Origin of the sequence: Blautia sp. CAG:237 (assembly GCF_000436615.1) — a bacterium.
In the GTDB taxonomy this organism is placed as follows: domain Bacteria; phylum Bacillota; class Clostridia; order Lachnospirales; family Lachnospiraceae; genus Blautia_A; species Blautia_A intestinihominis.
The window spans coordinates 29,709-46,428 of sequence record NZ_FR886773.1; the positions used below are offsets into that span (position 1 = coordinate 29,709).

Consider the following 16,720-nt stretch of genomic DNA (forward strand, 5'->3'; position numbering starts at 1 on the left):
TTGATGGTGCATGGGAAGTCAATACCATATATGAGAACTATCCGGATATAAATCTTGGAGTTGCACCGTATGTGGTTGGTGATGACTGGGATGGTGAGAGATATACACCGACAGGATCCTGGGCATTTGCGGCTTCTTCTGCGACAGATAATATTGAAGGAGCAACAGAGTTGGTCAAATGGATGAGTGGTGTGGAAAGTGGTGTCAGAATCTGGAATGAAGCAAAATCACTCCCATCAACATATAAGGCATTTGATCAGATCGATATATTCCAGACAGACGAAAATTACAAAGCACTGTACGAGCAGCTGAGTAAATACGGACACCCAAGACCAAAAACTCCTGTATATCCACAGGTAAGTACATCCTTCCAGCAGGCACTTGAAAGTGTCGGACTTGGCGGCAAGGATGCACAGACAGAACTGGATAAATCTGTAGAAAGGATTAACGCGAAACTGGAACGTTATACGAGAGAATAATGAAGAAAAAAGAATCAATCTTAGGAATGGCTTTCTTTGGCCCGGCACTGGTACTTCTTATACTGTTTTTATTTCTGCCGATGGTGTTGACACTGGTGTTCAGTTTTACCGATTACTTTGCACTGAACCCGGATATGACACATTTCGTAGGACTGGAAAACTACATAAATATTTTTAAAGACGAATTATTTGTAAAATCATTTTTTAACACGGTAAAATTTGTAATTATCATCGTTCCCTGCCAGTGTATCGGAGCACTTGTTCTGGCACTTGCAATCAATAAAGTTACGCATTGCAAGAAATATTTTAAAGTAGCATTTTTTATCCCTGTTGTCATGTCTTTGGCAGTTGTATCCACACTCTGGATGGATATTTACAGCCCTGAGGGAATCCTGAATACAATGCTTGCACACCTTGGAATCAGTGCACAGCCTTTTATCCACAGTGCAAAGCAGGCACTTCCGTCCATCGCAGTTATGAGTGTATGGCAGGGTGTCGGATATCAGATGATTATCTTCCTTGGCGGACTTCAGAATATCAATCCGGCACTTTATGAGGCAGCAGAGATGGATCATGCAAGTGGATGGCAGAAATTTAAAGACATCACACTTCCGGAACTGAAACCTCTTTGCGTTTTCGTATTTATCACAGTTACAATCGGAGCATTTCGTATGTTAGTACAGCCGATGGTAATGACCGGCGGTGGTCCGGACCATTCAACCTACACTTTGGTATATGATATTTATGAAACTGGTACAATGAACTGGGAGATGGGACTTGCATCTACCATGGCAATTGTCTTTACAGTCTTTGTTGTTGTACTGACTATCATACAGAATGTACTGACTAAGGGAAAGGAGGAGAAAAAACATGTTAACAAAAAAACAAAAAACATTTAACTGGGTTCTGGCAGTTTTTCTTCTGCTGCTCTCCATATTCTTCCTGTTTCCGGTAATCTGGATGCTTGCAAACTCTTTTAAACCGGATGCAGCGATCACAGCGGATATGAATTCTGTGGCAGCATTTATTCCGCCTGCTTTAAACGGAAATTATTTTGAAAACTATATTACGATTCTTACGGACACCAATTTCCTCCGTTATATGCTTAATACTTTAGGATATGCGGCACTTTTGATCGTACTCGGCGTGATCGTCAACGGGCTTGCCGGTTATGCACTGGCAAAGATTAATTTTCCATTTCGTGACCAGTGGCTTCTGATCATTATGATGCTTCTGATCGTACCAACAGAAACAGTTATCACGATTCACTTTCTGATCATTGCAAAAGCAGGTCTTCTGAATACAGTTATTGGATATGTACTTCCAATGATCGTGAATCCATTTAATATTTTCCTTTTCCGTCAGGTGTTTGTAAGCCTTCCGGATGACGTTTACGAGGCAGCTCAGCTTGATTTCTGCAGCCCGGTAAAATACTTCTTCACAATGGTGCTGCCGATGTCAAAGACAGTTGTTGCAACAGTAAGTGTTTTTACATTCCTCGGAGTATGGAATGATTATCTCTGGCCGTCACTTGTATTCACATCCAGTGATCTTCTGACCGCACAGATCGGTCTGAACTCAATCACATCCAATGACAATACAACAATGGGTCAGACACTTGCAGTGATCACCCTGATCACAATTCCTGTTATTATCATTTATGCACTGTTCTCAAAACAGATTGTAGAAGGTGTAACTTCAACCGGTTCCAAGGAGGGTTAATGAATTATGAGTTTTATAGAATTTAAACATATCGGAAAAAAATATGCAGGAGCAGATAAGAACTCCGTAAGTGATTTCAACCTGGAAATCAATGAAAAAGAATTTATTGCATTTGTCGGACCATCTGGATGTGGAAAATCAACAACACTTCGCATGGTAGCCGGATTTGAGGAGATTACAGAAGGTGATCTGTATATTGATGGAAAAAAAGTAAACGAAACTGCTCCGAGAGACCGAGGTATTGCAATGGTATTCCAGAACTACGCACTGTACCCGCATATGACAGTAGAGAAAAATATCGGATATGGTCTGAAGAATATGAAAATGCCGGCAGATCAGATCAAGAAAAAAGTAGACTGGGCGATTGATATTCTGGGACTGCAGGAATTTCGTTACAGAAAACCGAAGAATCTTTCCGGTGGACAGAGACAGAGGGTTGCACTTGGTCGTGCCATCGTAAAAAATCAGAAAGTATTCCTGATGGATGAGCCTCTTTCCAACCTGGATGCGAAACTCCGTGTCAGTATGAGAACAGAGATCAGCAGACTTCATCGTGAGATGGGAGCAACTACAATTTATGTTACACATGATCAGGTTGAGGCAATGACAATGGCAGATCGTATCGTCATCATGAAAGAGGGCGTGATCCAGCAGGTTGGAAAACCAATGGAGCTTTATGATCATCCGGTAAATAAATTTGTAGCTGGATTTATCGGATCTCCGCAGATGAACTTCTTTGACGTGACAGTAAAAGGAAAGGAAGTTACATTTAAGGACGGAAATAAACTTACACTTCCGGAAGCTATCATCAATAAACTGAACGGCAGAGAAGGTGAAATGACACTTGGAATCCGTGGTGAGGATCTCAAGATGGATGCACAGAATCTGGAATTATATAAAGAAAATAAAATGAGAGCTGTGATCACAGATACGGAAGTTATGGGAAATGAAAATAACCTGTATTTCCAGTTTGGAGGCTGCCAGGCAGTTGCGAGAGTTTCAAAGTATGAGATCAGCCAGGTCGGAGATGAAATTGAGTTTGTATTCATGCCGTCCAAAATTCATTTCTTTGATAAGGAAACTGAGGTAAATTATTTATAGGAGTGACAGTAATGGAAGAAATCAGGATATTTTTGGGTACGATTGAGAGAGTCAAAAATTTTGTGAATGAAGTGAGTCATCTGGAATGTGATGTGGATATTGTTTCCGGAAGATATGTGATCGATGCAAAATCTATCATGGGAATTTTCAGTACAGATCTGTCCAAACCGGTCAATGTAAGAATTCATGCGCAAGGAGCCGAGGCAGAAAAAGCCCTGCAGGTAGTCCGAAAATATGCAGAAGAATGAGAAAGTGAGTACAGAAAATGCAGAAAATATATGTAAAACCAAAAGACTGCTGGATGAATGACCCGAATGGTTTTATTTATTTCAAAGGTCTGTATCATTTGTTCTATCAGTGCTTTCCCTATGCACCGCAGTGGGGAAGAATGCACTGGGGTCATGTTGTCAGCAAAGATCTTGTAAGCTGGGAAAATCAGGGAATAGCGCTGTATCCAAGTAAAACAGATGACAGAAGTGGGTGTTTTTCTGGAACAGCTGTTGAAAATGATGGGAAGATGCAGCTGTATTTTACCGGAGTAAATTATCTGGTTGAAAATCCTGAGAATATCAATCACTGTGTAGATGAGCAGTTTGTATCCGCACAGCTGATGATCACTTCTGAGAATGGATTTGATTTTGATAACATTGGGGATAAGAAAACAGTTCTTCCGGTCATCCATGATGCAAAAACCGGTGATGCGAGACATACCCGAGATCCGAAGGTCTGGAAAAATGGCGACAGATGGTATATGATGCTTGGAAGCACAATTGAAGATAAGCAGGGAAGACTTCTGTTCTTTACTTCAAAAGATGGCGAATCCTGGAAATATAAAAACTCTGTTACCAAAGAGAAATTTGGCTGGATGTGGGAATGCCCGGATTACTTTGAAGTGGACGGAAAACAGATAGTAATCTTTTCACCAATGGGATTTCTGAAAGACGGAAAAGCAGATGATGCACAGGTGGTCTGTATGCAGGTGAAATTTAATGAGAAAACATGTCAGATGGAACTTCCGGATGAGTACCAGCTTATGGACTATGGAATGGATCTTTATGCACCACAGAGCACCCTCGATGAGGAGGGAAGAAGAATCCTGACTGCGTGGCTTCGCATGCCGGAGCCAGTGGATGGGAAATGGCAGGGAATGATGTGTATTCCAAGAGTTGTAGAAGCGAAAGAGAATCACATTTATTTTCGTGTCCATCCGAATATTCAGGTGGCATATACAAGAGAAATCTCCGCACCGTATGAAGCAGATGAAAGCGGATATCGTGTAAGATTTTCTCTGAAAGATGGTGAAAAGGTAAACATTGGCGGATACATTATTTACAGAGAAGGCAGCAGGATTTGTACTGACAGAAGCAGCCTCTACAGAAAATTTACGAATCACAGAGTACAGTTTACAACACCTGAATTAAAAGAAGGATTTGAGCTTGAAGTATATGTAAACCCGAACCTGATTGAAGTCTTTGTAAATGACGGTGAAGCGGTAATTTCCAATACCGTGTATGATCTGGGCAAAGAAATAGAGACAGATGTAAAAATGAGAATAGAAACTCTGGAAAAATAAAGAACTCCGGTCATGAAGAAATTTGTGACCGGAGTAACTGTTTACAGGTAATATTCCGCAGTTTTTGAGTATAACAAAGACTTTCATGTCACGAATCTGATATTTTCAGCTTGTATTTTGTATATTCAAAATATGATATAGGGTATAGTGTAAGAAAAATCAGGCGAAGAATAGCTGGAACAGGAGATGAGAGATATGAGATATGGATATTTCGATGAAGCAAAAAAGGAATATGTGATCACACGTCCGGATACACCGGCACCGTGGGTAAACTATCTTGGCTCACCAGAGTATGGGGCAATCGTTTCAAATAATGCAGGAGGATACAGTTTTGCAAAATCCGGAGCAAATGGAAGAATCCTGAGATATATTTTCAATCAGTTTGATCAGCCGGGACGGTATATTTACCTTCGCGATAATGAAAGTAAAGATTACTGGTCTGCATCCTGGCAGCCGGTAGGCAAAGATCTGGAGACGTACAAAAGTGAATGTCATCATGGGACAGCATACACAAAAATGATGGCAGATTACAGTGAAATTCACTCAGAAGTAAGATATTATGTGCCGTTGGAGCGGTCTTATGAAGTATGGAGTCTGGCAGTAACAAACTATTCTGAGAAAAAACGTGAACTTACAGTAACAGGATATGCGGAATTTACCAACAACAGTAACTATGAACAGGATCAGGTAAATCTTCAGTATTCTCAGTATATCACACAGACGGTTTTCAGAGGGAACCGTGTACGTCAGATGATCCACGCAAACCTGGATCGTCTGGAAGAAGGTGAAAACATTGATAACAAAAATGTATTCAACAGATTCTTCGGACTGGCAGGAGCTGACGTAAATTCCTGGTGCGGAGACAAAGAAAGCTTTCTCGGAAGATATCACGGATATAACAATCCAGAGGGCGTGATCACGGGAAAACTCAGCAATAAGGGAAATTATAATGAGAATAGCTGTGGAGCACTTTCAACAGTTTTAAGCCTTGCTCCGGGGGAAACAAAAGAAATCGCTTTTCTTGTTGGAATGAAAGGTGATGCAGAAGCGGGCGAGATCGTGGAGCATTACAAAAACTGCCAGGATGTATGTAAAAGAGAACTGGAAGAACTGATCGAATACTGGCATGGTCAGCTTTCTCACTTCCAGATCAGAACCCCAAGTCCGGAATTTAATACCATGATCAATACATGGAATGCATACAACTGTTTTATGACCTTTATCTGGTCACGGGCAGCTTCTTTTACCTACTGTGGACTCCGCAATGGATATGGATATCGCGATACAGTTCAGGATATTCAGGGAGTGATTCATCTGGCACCGGAGATGGCGGTGGAAAAAATTCGATTCATGCTTTCAGCACAGGTGGATAACGGCGGTGGACTTCCGCTTGTAAAATTTACACATAACCCGGGACATGAAGATACTCCGGACGATGCTTCCTATGTACAGGAAACAGGACATCCGGCTTATCGTGCAGATGATGCGCTGTGGCTTTTCCCTACAGTCTATAAATATGTTTCAGAAACAGGCAATGTGGCATTCATGGATGAAGTGATTCCGTTTGCAAACAAAGGTGAGGCAACCGTATATGAACATCTGAAACGTGCAATTGCATTTTCTGAAAATCATCTTGGAAAACATGGAATGCCGGCAGGTCTTTATGCAGACTGGAATGACTGTCTCAGACTTGGAAAAGATGGAGAATCAACTTTTGTAGCACTGCAGTATTATTACGCAATGACGATTCTCAGAGAATTTGCAGAATACAAAGAGGATAAAGAATATATTGAATATCTTAACGAAAGTCAGAAGAAACTTGGAAAACTGATCCAGGATCTCTGCTGGAATGAAGACCGCTTTATCCGTGGATTTACAGAAGATGGAGCTGTGATTGGAAAGCGCACAGATCCGGAAGCGAATATGTGGCTGAATCCGCAGAGCTGGGCGGTGATCAGCGGTCTTGCAGACGATGCACAGGCAGATCTTGCACTGGATATGGTTTATAAGAGACTGAATACAGAATATGGAGCAATCCTGATGGATCCTCCATATCATGCTCATGCATTCGAGGGTGCACTGGCTGTGATCTATAATGCAGGAACCAAGGAAAATGCAGGGATTTTCTCACAGTCACAGGGATGGATCATTCTTGCAGAAGCTCTGAGAGGACATGGAGAGAGAGCTTTTGGCTACTTTATGGAAAATGCGCCTGCGGCACAGAATGACAGGGCAGAGATCCGAAGGCTGGAACCATACTGCTATGGACAGTTTACAGAGGGAAAAGCAAGCCCGAATTTCGGACGCTCTCATGTACACTGGCTGACAGGAACAGCATCTACCGTTATGGTAGGGTGTGTAGAAGGTATCCTTGGTATGCGTCCTGACTTTGGCGGACTGCGAATTGCACCATCTGTTCCGAAAGAATGGGATAAATTTGAAATTGATAAAGATTTCCGCGGATGTAAACTTCATATTACAGTCCATAATCCGGGACACGTGGAATCTGGTTTCAAGAAGATGATCGTCAATGGAGAAGAACTGGGAGAAAATTATATTCCTCAGGAAAAGCTTACAGAGATTACAGAAGTAGAACTGTTCATGTCATAAAAAGGAGACAGCATGAAATATATAAAATTTCAGGATAAAAAAGGAACGTTTACCATTCAGAGTCCGGAAAACTACAGTGGTCTGTATTTTCCGCTGGCGGGTGATGGGGGACTGAAATCCAGTATCACTCCGAACCTTGGAGGAGACAGCAAGACAGATCAGAACCATTTTCTTTTGGAACCGGTAAGTATTGAAAATCTTCACAATAATCGCAGTACCAGAAATTTCTGGTGTCGTATAGAAGGTAAGGGATGCTGGTCTGCAACGGGAATTTCAGCAGAGCAGGAATTACAGAAATTTACAGAAGCTCAGGATAAAAGCATTCTGGAAGCCGGTTTTATGTGGCAGAAAGTGACCAGAACTTCTGCAAAATATGGTCTTCAGTCAGAAATCACTTCTTTTGTTGATGTGGACGGAGCAGCAGAGATTGAACTGGTCAGAATAAAAAATATATCTGAAGAAGTGACAAAAATAACTCTGATCGCTGCAATACCACTTTATGGAAGAAGCGCGGACAATATTCGAGATCATCGTCATGTGACATCGCTTCTTCACAGAATCAATACAACAGAATATGGTGTGGAAGTCACACCGGTGCTGTCTTTTGATGAAAGAGGTCATCAGAAGAATCATACCACCTATTTTGTATATGGATATTCAGAAAAAGGCGATGCGCCGGAGGCGTTTTATCCTACTGTGCAGGAGTTTATAGGAGAGGGCGGTACCTATCTGAATCCAGAAGCAGTAAGAGAGAACAAGCCAGGCAGAAAGGCAGGAAGCAGAGCTGAGGGAAAAGAGGCAATGGGAGGCATCCGCTTTGCGGATGTTGAGCTAAAGCCGCAGGAAACAGCAGGTTTTATCATACTGGCAGGACTGACAGAGAAGAAAGAGAGTATTGCCAAAACTGTCGCAAAATACAGGACAGAAGAACAGGTGGAGAACGTTCTTGAAGAGGTGAAATCCTACTGGCAGAAAAAAGTAAATGTATCTTATGAAACCGGTGATGCAGATGCTGATAACTATATGAAATGGATCAGCTTTCAGCCGGTACTGCGAAGAATCTATGGCTGTTCTTTTCTCCCATACCACGACTATGGAAAAGGCGGACGAGGATGGAGAGATCTCTGGCAGGACTGTCTTGCACTCCTGATCATGAATCCGGCTGTAGTGCGTCAGATGATTGTTGCCAACTATGGCGGTGTCCGCATTGACGGAACAAATGCCACGATTATTGGAAATAAACAGGGAGAATTTATCGCGGACAGAAATAATATTGCCCGTGTCTGGATGGATCATGCATTCTGGCCGTTTGGAACGACGAAGCTGTATATCGACCAGACCGGCGATATGGATATTCTGTTTGAAAAAGTTCCATATTTCAAAGATCTTCAGTCAGGAAGAGGAACAACACACGATGAAGAATGGAATACAGCTTACGGAAAACAGCAGAAAGTAGAGAGCGGAGATATTTATTTCGGAACAATTCTGGAGCATATTCTTCTGCAGAATTTAACTGCTTTTTATGATGTAGGTGAGCATAATGAAATGAAACTCCATGGAGCCGACTGGAACGATGCCATGGATATGGCGTGGGACAATGGTGAGAGTGTGGCGTTTACCTGTGCCTATGCAGGAAATATGAATAACATTGCAGACTGCCTGGAAAACCTGGAACGCATAAGCGGAATTAACCGGGTTGAGATTGCCAGTGAAATGGAATGTCTGTTTTCCTGTGGAAGAGATTTATATGAGAATGCAGACAAAAAAAGAAAACTGCTGGGTTCTTACACCAAAAAGTGTGCACACAACATCAGCGGTGACACAGTGATTGTCAGAATTGATGAGATAGTCAGAAATCTGCGTGAAAAAGCAGACTGGATGATGGAAAATATCCGAAAGAATGAATGGATCACAGATGGTGGAGACGGATGGTTCAATGGTTATTATGATGACCACAAGAATCCGGTAGAGTGCTGCGAAAAAGATCGTGTACGCATGATGCTGACCAGCCAGGTATTCGCGATCATGAGCGGAACTGCAACAAAAGAGCAGACTGCCGCGATCAGCAGAAGTGCAGATAAATATCTGTTCGATGAGAAAGCAGGCGGTTATCGACTGAATACAAATTTCAGAGAAGAGAAATTTGATCTCGGCAGGATGTTCGGCTTTGCCTATGGTGAAAAAGAAAACGGAGCTGTTTTCTCTCACATGGCAGTCATGTATGCAAATGCTCTGTACAGTCAGGGATTTGTAAAAGAAGGATATAAAGTGCTCAATACACTTCTTCATGCGGCAATGAACTTTGAAAGCAGCTATATGTATCCAGGACTTCCTGAATATTTTGACAGTGATGGAAGAGGGCTGTATGCATATCTTACCGGTGCAGCAAGCTGGTATATGCTGACCATGATCACAGAAGCTTTTGGAGTAAGAGGAGAGATTGGCAATCTTGTGATCGCACCAGCACTTATGGCAGAACAGTTTGATAAAGAAGGAAATGCATCACTCTATCTGGAATTTGCAGGAAAGAAATTTGAGGTTCACATTTCCAATCCAGACAAAAAGGAGTATGGAGAATATCAGATTGTTCAGGCGTACTGTGACGAAAAAGAAATAGAAAAAAGAGCAGGCGGAAGTGCCTGCATGAAAAAAGAGACGATTGAACAGTTGTCTTCAGATGAGACACATAATATTACTATAGTATTACAATAAAAACAACCCGACATTATGTAGCAAAATGACATAATGCCGGGTTGTTTTCTGTTTTTCTCAATGCCGGAGAGAGACAGAGGCATGTCTGCTGGTCTACCACATGGATTTGTAGTATTTGTCGCGGTATTTCTTTGGTGTCAGTCCTGTATAGCCTTCAAAAATCTGTATAAAGTGACTCTGTGAGGAAAAGGAAAGATACGCCGCAATATCCACGATAGACTGATCAGAATATCTGAGAAGATGAGTGGCTTTTTCTATTTTCTGTTCACGGATGTAGTCACTGATCGATACACCAAGATTCTGCTTGAATATACGGGAAAGATAATTGCAGGACAGCCCTGTATGTTCAGCCAGATCCTGAATGGTGATTCTTTCTTTTATGTGACTGTAGATATAGTTGATGCATTCAATGACAGGTTTGGACAGAACAGAACTTTTTTTCTGAAGAAGCATTTTTCCGGTAAAATCTTTTGCCATAATATGGTGGAGGTCTGCAACTTCACGGACTGAAGTGCAGGAATCCATTTTTAAGATATAGAAGTCGCTGAGGCGATAGGCCTGCTCCGGTTCCAGTCCTCCGTCAATGCAATAACGGGTCAGCATGGCGGTAGTTACCACAAAATGATATTTGATATTGGTCAGAGGATTTCTTGAAAGGACACCAGTTCCTTCGAGATGAAGAAAGGAATCGTTTTTGCAGTTTGCAGTGACAGTCTCCATGTCTCCGCTTCGGACTGCATTATAAAAAGAGTATTCTACGGAGGGAGAACGGTGCAGGATCTCCATATCATCGTTTTTCATTTCAGTGTGGTACCAGTCTTTTGAAATTGCCATAAACATCACTCCTTAATGTGTTGATTTTTTATATTATGACATGAATCTGACATTTTGTTAAGATTAATAATATATTTTGAATGTCAAAAATGATATAGTATCATCATCAAAGAGAAAACAGTGAAAAATGCTTTGAACAAGGAGGAATTTTTAATGAAAAGAAAATTTGTATCTGTAATCCTGACAGCAGCAGTTGTTGCAGGAACACTCTCAGCAGCAACTGTAGTAAGTGCGGATTCCGGAGAAGGAAAAGTGATCAATATTTATTCCTGGAATGATGAATTTCGTCAGAGATTGGAAGCTGTATATCCGGAAGTAGAATCTACATCAAAGGATGGAACAGTTACAACACTGAAAGATGGAACAGAGATTCACTGGGTCATTAACCCGAATCAGGATGGCGTTTACCAGCAAAAACTGGATGAAGCATTGATGAACCAGGCGGATGCGGCAGACGATGACAAAGTAGATATTTTCCTGTCAGAGACAGACTATGTAAATAAATATACAGACAAAGATGCAGATGTGGCAATTCCGCTTAAAGACCTCGGAATTGATCCTGACAAAGATCTTGCAGATCAGTATGATTTTACAAAAACAACAGCATCTGACACTGATGGAGTACAGAGAGGTTCTACATGGCAGTGCTGCCCGGGAACTCTGGTATATCGTCGTGACATCGCAAAAGATGTATTTGGAACAGATGATCCGGAAGCAGTAGGCGAGAAATTAAAGGACTGGGATACAACAAAAGCAACAGCAGAAGAACTGAAAGCAAAAGGATACTACACATTTGCCTCTTATGCAGATACATTCCGTCTGTATGGAAACAGCATTGAAAATTCTTGGGTAGAACCAGGAAGCACAACGATCAAAGTTGACCAGAAGATCATGGACTGGGTAAGTGATTCAAAAGAATGGCTGGATGCAGGATATCTGAACAAAACTGTAAAAGGTCAGTGGAACGATGACTGGAACAAAGCTATGAGCTCTGACTCCAAAGTATTCGCATTCCTGTTCCCGGCATGGGGAATTGACTTTACCCTGAAACCAAACTGGGATGGCGAAGACGGTGCCTGGGCTGTTACAAACCCACCGCAGGAATACAACTGGGGCGGATCTTATATCCATGTAGCAACAGGAACAGACAACACGGAACATGCAAAAGATATTATCCTTGCTCTGACTGGAAACAAAGACAACCTGTTAAAGATTTCCAAAGACTATGCTGACTTTACAAATACAAAATCCGGTATGCAGGAGGCTGCTTCTGACGATGCATTCGCTTCTGATTTCCTCGGTGGACAGAATCCATTTGAATATTTTGCACCGGTTGCAGAAAACATCAAAATTGCCCCGCTTTCCCCTTATGATCAGGGCTGTGTAGAGCTGATCCAGAATGCTTTCAGCGATTATTTCCAGGGAAATGTTGAGTTTGACAAAGCAAAATCAAACTTTGAAACAGCAATCATGGAACGTTATCCGGAAATCACAGAAGTACAGTGGCCGGAATAAATGATCAGATCAGCAGGGTACAGAGTGCCCTGCTGTTTATTGGAAAGGAAAGGCATTTATGAAAAAAAAGAAAAAAAATATTGATTACGGAAAATGGGGCTTGTTATTTATTCTTCCATTTTTTATCGCGTATCTGATATTTTCTCTTATTCCTTTGATCGATACTGTAAGATACAGCTTTTTCGAATATTATCGTTCGGGTATCAAGGTAGTAGGTCCGAATTTTGTCGGCATGAAAAACTACATCAGTCTTTTGAAATCAGATATGTTCCTGTATGGAAAAAACACATTGATCCTGTGGCTGATCGGTTTTGTTCCGCAGATCGTGGTTGCACTTGTACTTGCCTGCTGGTTTACAGATCTTCGAATGAAGATCCACGGCAAACAGTTCTTTAAAGTAGTTATTTATCTGCCGAACCTGATCATGGCGTCTGCATTTGCCTTATTATTCTTTACGATGTTCTCTACCAATGGTCCGGTCAACTCTATTCTGCTGTCTCTGGGTGTTCTGAAAGCACCGATTGATTTCCTGGGTTCTGTTCTGGGAACAAGAGGACTGATTGGATTTATGAACTTTATGATGTGGTTTGGAAATACAACGATCATGCTGATGGCGGCAGTTATGGGTGTAAGTGTGGAGGTCTATGAGGCTGCTGATCTGGATGGATGCAATGGAATTCAGAGATTTTTCTATATTACACTGCCAATGATCCGTCCGATCCTTGCATACACACTGATCACATCTATCATCGGTGGTCTTCAGATGTTTGATGTTCCTCAGATCCTGACAAACGGACAGGGTAACCCGGACAGAACATCCATGACACTGATCATGTTCCTGAACAGTCATCTGAAGAGCAAGAATTATGGAATGGCAGGTGCATTATCTGTTTACCTGTTCATCATCAGTGGTATCCTCTGCTTCTTTGTTTACAGAATGACCAATGACAATGATCCAGATGGTTCAAAAAAGGCAGCTAAGAAACGTGCAAAAGAAGAAAGGAGAAGAGCAAGATCATGAAAACAAATTCAGGAAAACGTGTGATGAGCATTTTCGCACATATTGTACTCATTCTCTTATCTTTTATGTGTCTGTTTTTCTTTGCGATTCTGCTTATCAATGCAACGCATTCACATGCAGAACTGCAGAAAGGCTTTTCTATCATTCCGGGTAAACATTTTCTGGATAACCTGAAAAGTGTGGCAAATGATGGAAGCTTTCCAATGTTCAGAGGAATCATTAACAGTGTGATCGTGTCCGGATGCTCTGCAGCATTATGTACATACTTTTCTTCCCTGACTGCATATGGCATTTATGCTTATGATTTCAAGGGAAAGAAAGTTGCTTTTACTTTCATCATGGCAATCCTTGTTATGCCGACACAGGTAACTGCAATGGGATTCCTGAGATTGATCACAAAGATGGGAATGTATGATTCACTTCTTCCGCTGATTATTCCGTCCATTGCTTCACCGGCAGTATTTTACTTTATGTACAGTTATTTACAATCTTCTCTTCCGCTGTCACTGGTGGAAGCTGCCAGAATTGACGGATCTGGAGAGTTCCATACATTCAACCGTATTGTACTTCCAATCATGAAACCGGCGATCGCAGTTCAGGCAATCTTTACCTTTGTTGGATCATGGAACAACTACTTCGTACCGGCATTGGTTATCCAGTCCAAGAACAAGATGACGGTTCCGATCCTGATTGCAACATTACGAGGTGCTGATTACATGAACTTTGATATGGGTAAGATTTACATGATGATCACTGTTGCTATCGTACCGATCATTATTGTTTATCTGCTTCTGTCAAAATATATCATCGCAGGTGTTACGCTGGGTGGCGTAAAAGAGTAAAAAATAAAAGTTATCATCAATCAGAAGAACGCGGCAGGATATTCTTGCATAAAGGATAAAGAATGCTGTCGTTCTTTTGTTGTATAAAATAAATTCAAACGTTAGCAGGAGGATTATATATGAAAGATGTATGGGGACACAGTGGAAGTATGGATCAGAGTCTGTCTGAACTTGAAATCAGACACCGGACTCTGGCAAGAGAAGCGGCGGTGGAAGGTATTGTACTTCTGAAAAACGAAGGAGTACTTCCTCTTTCCACAGTTTCAGCTATTGCACTGCTTGGAAGTGGGGCAGAAAAGACTATTAAAGGCGGAATTGGTTCCGGTGATGTAAATAACAGAGAAAATATTTCCATTTATCAGGGAATGAAAGAAGCAGGTGTGACTATTACCAGCGAGGACTGGCTGGAGGATTATGAAGAACGTTATAAAAACGCACGAAATGTCTGGAAAGAAAAAATCCTTGAGGATGCAAAGCACGTAGATAATCCATTTGATGCATACGCAAGCAACCCTTTTATTCTTCCGGAAGGACGGGCTGTTGAAGCAAAGGATATCGCAGATGCAAAAGCAGCTGTGTATGTGCTCAGCCGTATTTCCGGAGAGGGCAAAGACCGCCGCAGGGTAAAAGGAGACTATTATCTGAGTGAAAGAGAAGCAGCAGATCTTTTTTTCCTGAATGAAAAAAAGATTCCGGTCATCCTGCTTCTGAATGCGGGTGGTCCGATCGAACTGACTGACATTCTGGAAAATACAGAGAACATAAAGGCAATCCTTAATATTTCCCAGCCGGGGCAGGAGAGTGGATATGCGGTTGCAGACATCCTGCTGGGAAACTGTGTACCAAGTGCGAAACTGACGACAACCTGGGCGAGAAGATATGAAGACTGCCCTTTTGCAGAGGATTACAGTTATCTGAATGGAAATCTGGATACTGAAGAGTACAAAGAAGGGATTTTTGTCGGATACCGTTATTTTGACAGCTTTGGCAAAAAGCCACTGTTTCCGTTTGGATTCGGACTGTCCTATACAGAGTTTAAAATAGAATTCAAAGGGATTGAGACTTCGGAGAAAGAACTTACAGTTGAAATGAAAGTTACTAATATCGGAGATACTTATGCAGGAAAAGAAGTTGTGCAGATTTATGCATCTCTTCCTCAGACAGAGGTAAAGAAAGAATATCGCCGTCTCGTTGGGTATGCAAAAACAAAGCTTTTGCAGCCGGGAGAAGCTGAAACATTGAAGATCACAGTTGGACAGAAAGAACTGGCATATTTTTCTGAGGAAAAACATCAGTGGATCGTAGAAAAAGGAACCTATGGTATCTGGACCGGAAACAGTTCTGTATCTCTCGAATACAGTAGCACTGTGAAAGTAGAGCAAAGTGTATCGTTGGAGGATACCTGTGTCCTGGAAAACACAGCAGAGATAGAAGAAGAACTGTGGAAAACGTACGAATGCAGAAAAACAACGGCAGATAACAGCCATTGTATTGTTTTTACACCGCATCCAGAAGAGAAAAAAATATACAGATCAGCTTATGCCACGGAACAGATGGCAGAAGATCTGATTCCTCTTCTCTACGGAAATATTGCAGAAACAACAAGTACTCTGGGGGCAGCAGGAATCCGCGTTCCGGGAACCGCAGGTGAGACAACAGAAGGACTTCTTGACAAGTATGGTGTTCCATCGCTGATCATGGCAGACGGGCCGGCAGGTATCCGATTGCAGCAGCACTATGAAGTGGACAGGGCAACAGATACCGTTTATGGAATTGGTGTACTGGGGGCACTGGAGAATGGTTTCCTGGTAGACAGAGAAGAGCATGAGGGTGCTGACCAGTATTATCAGTACTGCACTGCATTCCCGGTAGGAACTGTAATGGCTCAGACCTGGAACAGAGATCTGATGCAGAGATTTGGAGAAGCGGTTGCACTTGAGATGGAAGCATTTCACGTCAATCTGTGGCTGGCACCGGGTCTGAATATCCACAGAAATCCTCTTTGTGGACGAAATTTTGAGTATTATTCAGAAGATCCGTTCCTCTCAGGAACGCTGGCAGCATCTGTAACAAAAGGTGTGCAGTGCCGTAAGGGATGCGGTGTTACAATTAAGCATTTTGCATGTAATAATCAGGAAGACAACCGTATGGGGGTGGATGTAAAGATTTCAGAGAGGACACTCAGAGAAATTTATCTTCGTGGATTTGAAATTGCAGTGAAAGAGGGTCAGCCGGCAGCAATCATGTCTTCTTACAATCTTGTCAATGGAGTGCATGCGGCGAACAGCAAAGATCTGTGTACCAGAATTGT

General features: G+C 41.9%; 12 protein-coding genes and 1 pseudogene. 12 read left to right on the top strand and 1 reads right to left on the bottom strand.

Annotation, left to right across the window (positions count from 1 at the left end; translation table 11 throughout):
* The 8 genes and pseudogenes from QZL69_RS13610 to QZL69_RS13645 all read left to right on the top strand — a co-directional run.
* Positions 1-479: pseudogene (locus QZL69_RS13610) on the top strand (ABC transporter substrate-binding protein); the annotation flags it as partial.
* Positions 479-1,378 carry a carbohydrate ABC transporter permease gene (locus tag QZL69_RS13615; RefSeq protein ID WP_022215742.1) on the top strand — a complete coding sequence of 300 codons (900 nt, stop codon included), beginning with the start codon at positions 479-481 and terminating at the stop codon, positions 1,376-1,378. The pseudogene QZL69_RS13610 and the gene QZL69_RS13615, both read left to right, overlap by 1 nt.
* Positions 1,350-2,201 (top strand): carbohydrate ABC transporter permease, encoded by an 852-nt coding sequence (locus QZL69_RS13620; protein WP_022215743.1) that lies wholly within the window; start codon positions 1,350-1,352, stop codon positions 2,199-2,201. Before QZL69_RS13615 ends, QZL69_RS13620 begins: the two co-directional genes overlap by 29 nt.
* 6 nt (positions 2,202-2,207) lie before the next feature.
* The gene (locus tag QZL69_RS13625) at positions 2,208-3,302 is read left to right on the top strand and encodes an ABC transporter ATP-binding protein (protein ID WP_022215744.1); all 1,095 of its coding nucleotides are present in this window, start codon (positions 2,208-2,210) and stop codon (positions 3,300-3,302) included.
* 11 nt (positions 3,303-3,313) lie between these two features.
* Positions 3,314-3,550 (top strand): HPr family phosphocarrier protein, encoded by a 237-nt coding sequence (locus QZL69_RS13630; protein ID WP_022215745.1) that lies wholly within the window; start codon positions 3,314-3,316, stop codon positions 3,548-3,550.
* Positions 3,551-3,567: 17 nt separating this feature from the next.
* Complete coding sequence (locus tag QZL69_RS13635; RefSeq protein ID WP_022215746.1) at positions 3,568-4,875, top strand: glycoside hydrolase family 32 protein; 1,308 nt, start codon at positions 3,568-3,570, stop codon at positions 4,873-4,875.
* A gap of 195 nt (positions 4,876-5,070) precedes the next feature.
* Positions 5,071-7,485 (top strand): GH36-type glycosyl hydrolase domain-containing protein, encoded by a 2,415-nt coding sequence (locus QZL69_RS13640; protein WP_022215747.1) that lies wholly within the window; start codon positions 5,071-5,073, stop codon positions 7,483-7,485.
* A 12-nt stretch (positions 7,486-7,497) separates the two neighbouring features.
* Positions 7,498-10,197, top strand: coding sequence for a GH36-type glycosyl hydrolase domain-containing protein (locus QZL69_RS13645; protein WP_022215748.1), 2,700 nt, complete (start codon positions 7,498-7,500; stop codon positions 10,195-10,197).
* Positions 10,198-10,290: 93 nt separating this feature from the next.
* Here the strand turns inward: QZL69_RS13645 and QZL69_RS13650 are convergent, their stop codons facing one another.
* Positions 10,291-11,031, bottom strand: coding sequence for a helix-turn-helix domain-containing protein (locus QZL69_RS13650; protein ID WP_022215749.1), 741 nt, complete (start codon positions 11,029-11,031; stop codon positions 10,291-10,293).
* 153 nt (positions 11,032-11,184) lie between these two features.
* Here QZL69_RS13650 and QZL69_RS13655 point away from each other — a divergent pair, with 153 nt between their 5' ends.
* From QZL69_RS13655 to QZL69_RS13670, 4 genes are all read left to right on the top strand, one after another.
* Entirely contained in the window at positions 11,185-12,546 is a 1,362-nt protein-coding gene (locus tag QZL69_RS13655; RefSeq protein ID WP_022215750.1) for an ABC transporter substrate-binding protein, read from the top strand.
* A gap of 58 nt (positions 12,547-12,604) precedes the next feature.
* Positions 12,605-13,567: a carbohydrate ABC transporter permease gene (locus QZL69_RS13660; protein ID WP_022215751.1), complete on the top strand. Its 963-nt coding sequence runs from the start codon at positions 12,605-12,607 to the stop codon at positions 13,565-13,567.
* Positions 13,564-14,409: a carbohydrate ABC transporter permease gene (locus tag QZL69_RS13665; protein WP_022215752.1), complete on the top strand. Its 846-nt coding sequence runs from the start codon at positions 13,564-13,566 to the stop codon at positions 14,407-14,409. Before QZL69_RS13660 ends, QZL69_RS13665 begins: the two co-directional genes overlap by 4 nt.
* 119 nt (positions 14,410-14,528) lie before the next feature.
* The coding region (locus QZL69_RS13670; protein WP_291519828.1) for a glycoside hydrolase family 3 protein at positions 14,529-16,720 on the top strand (2,192 nt) is incomplete at its 3' end.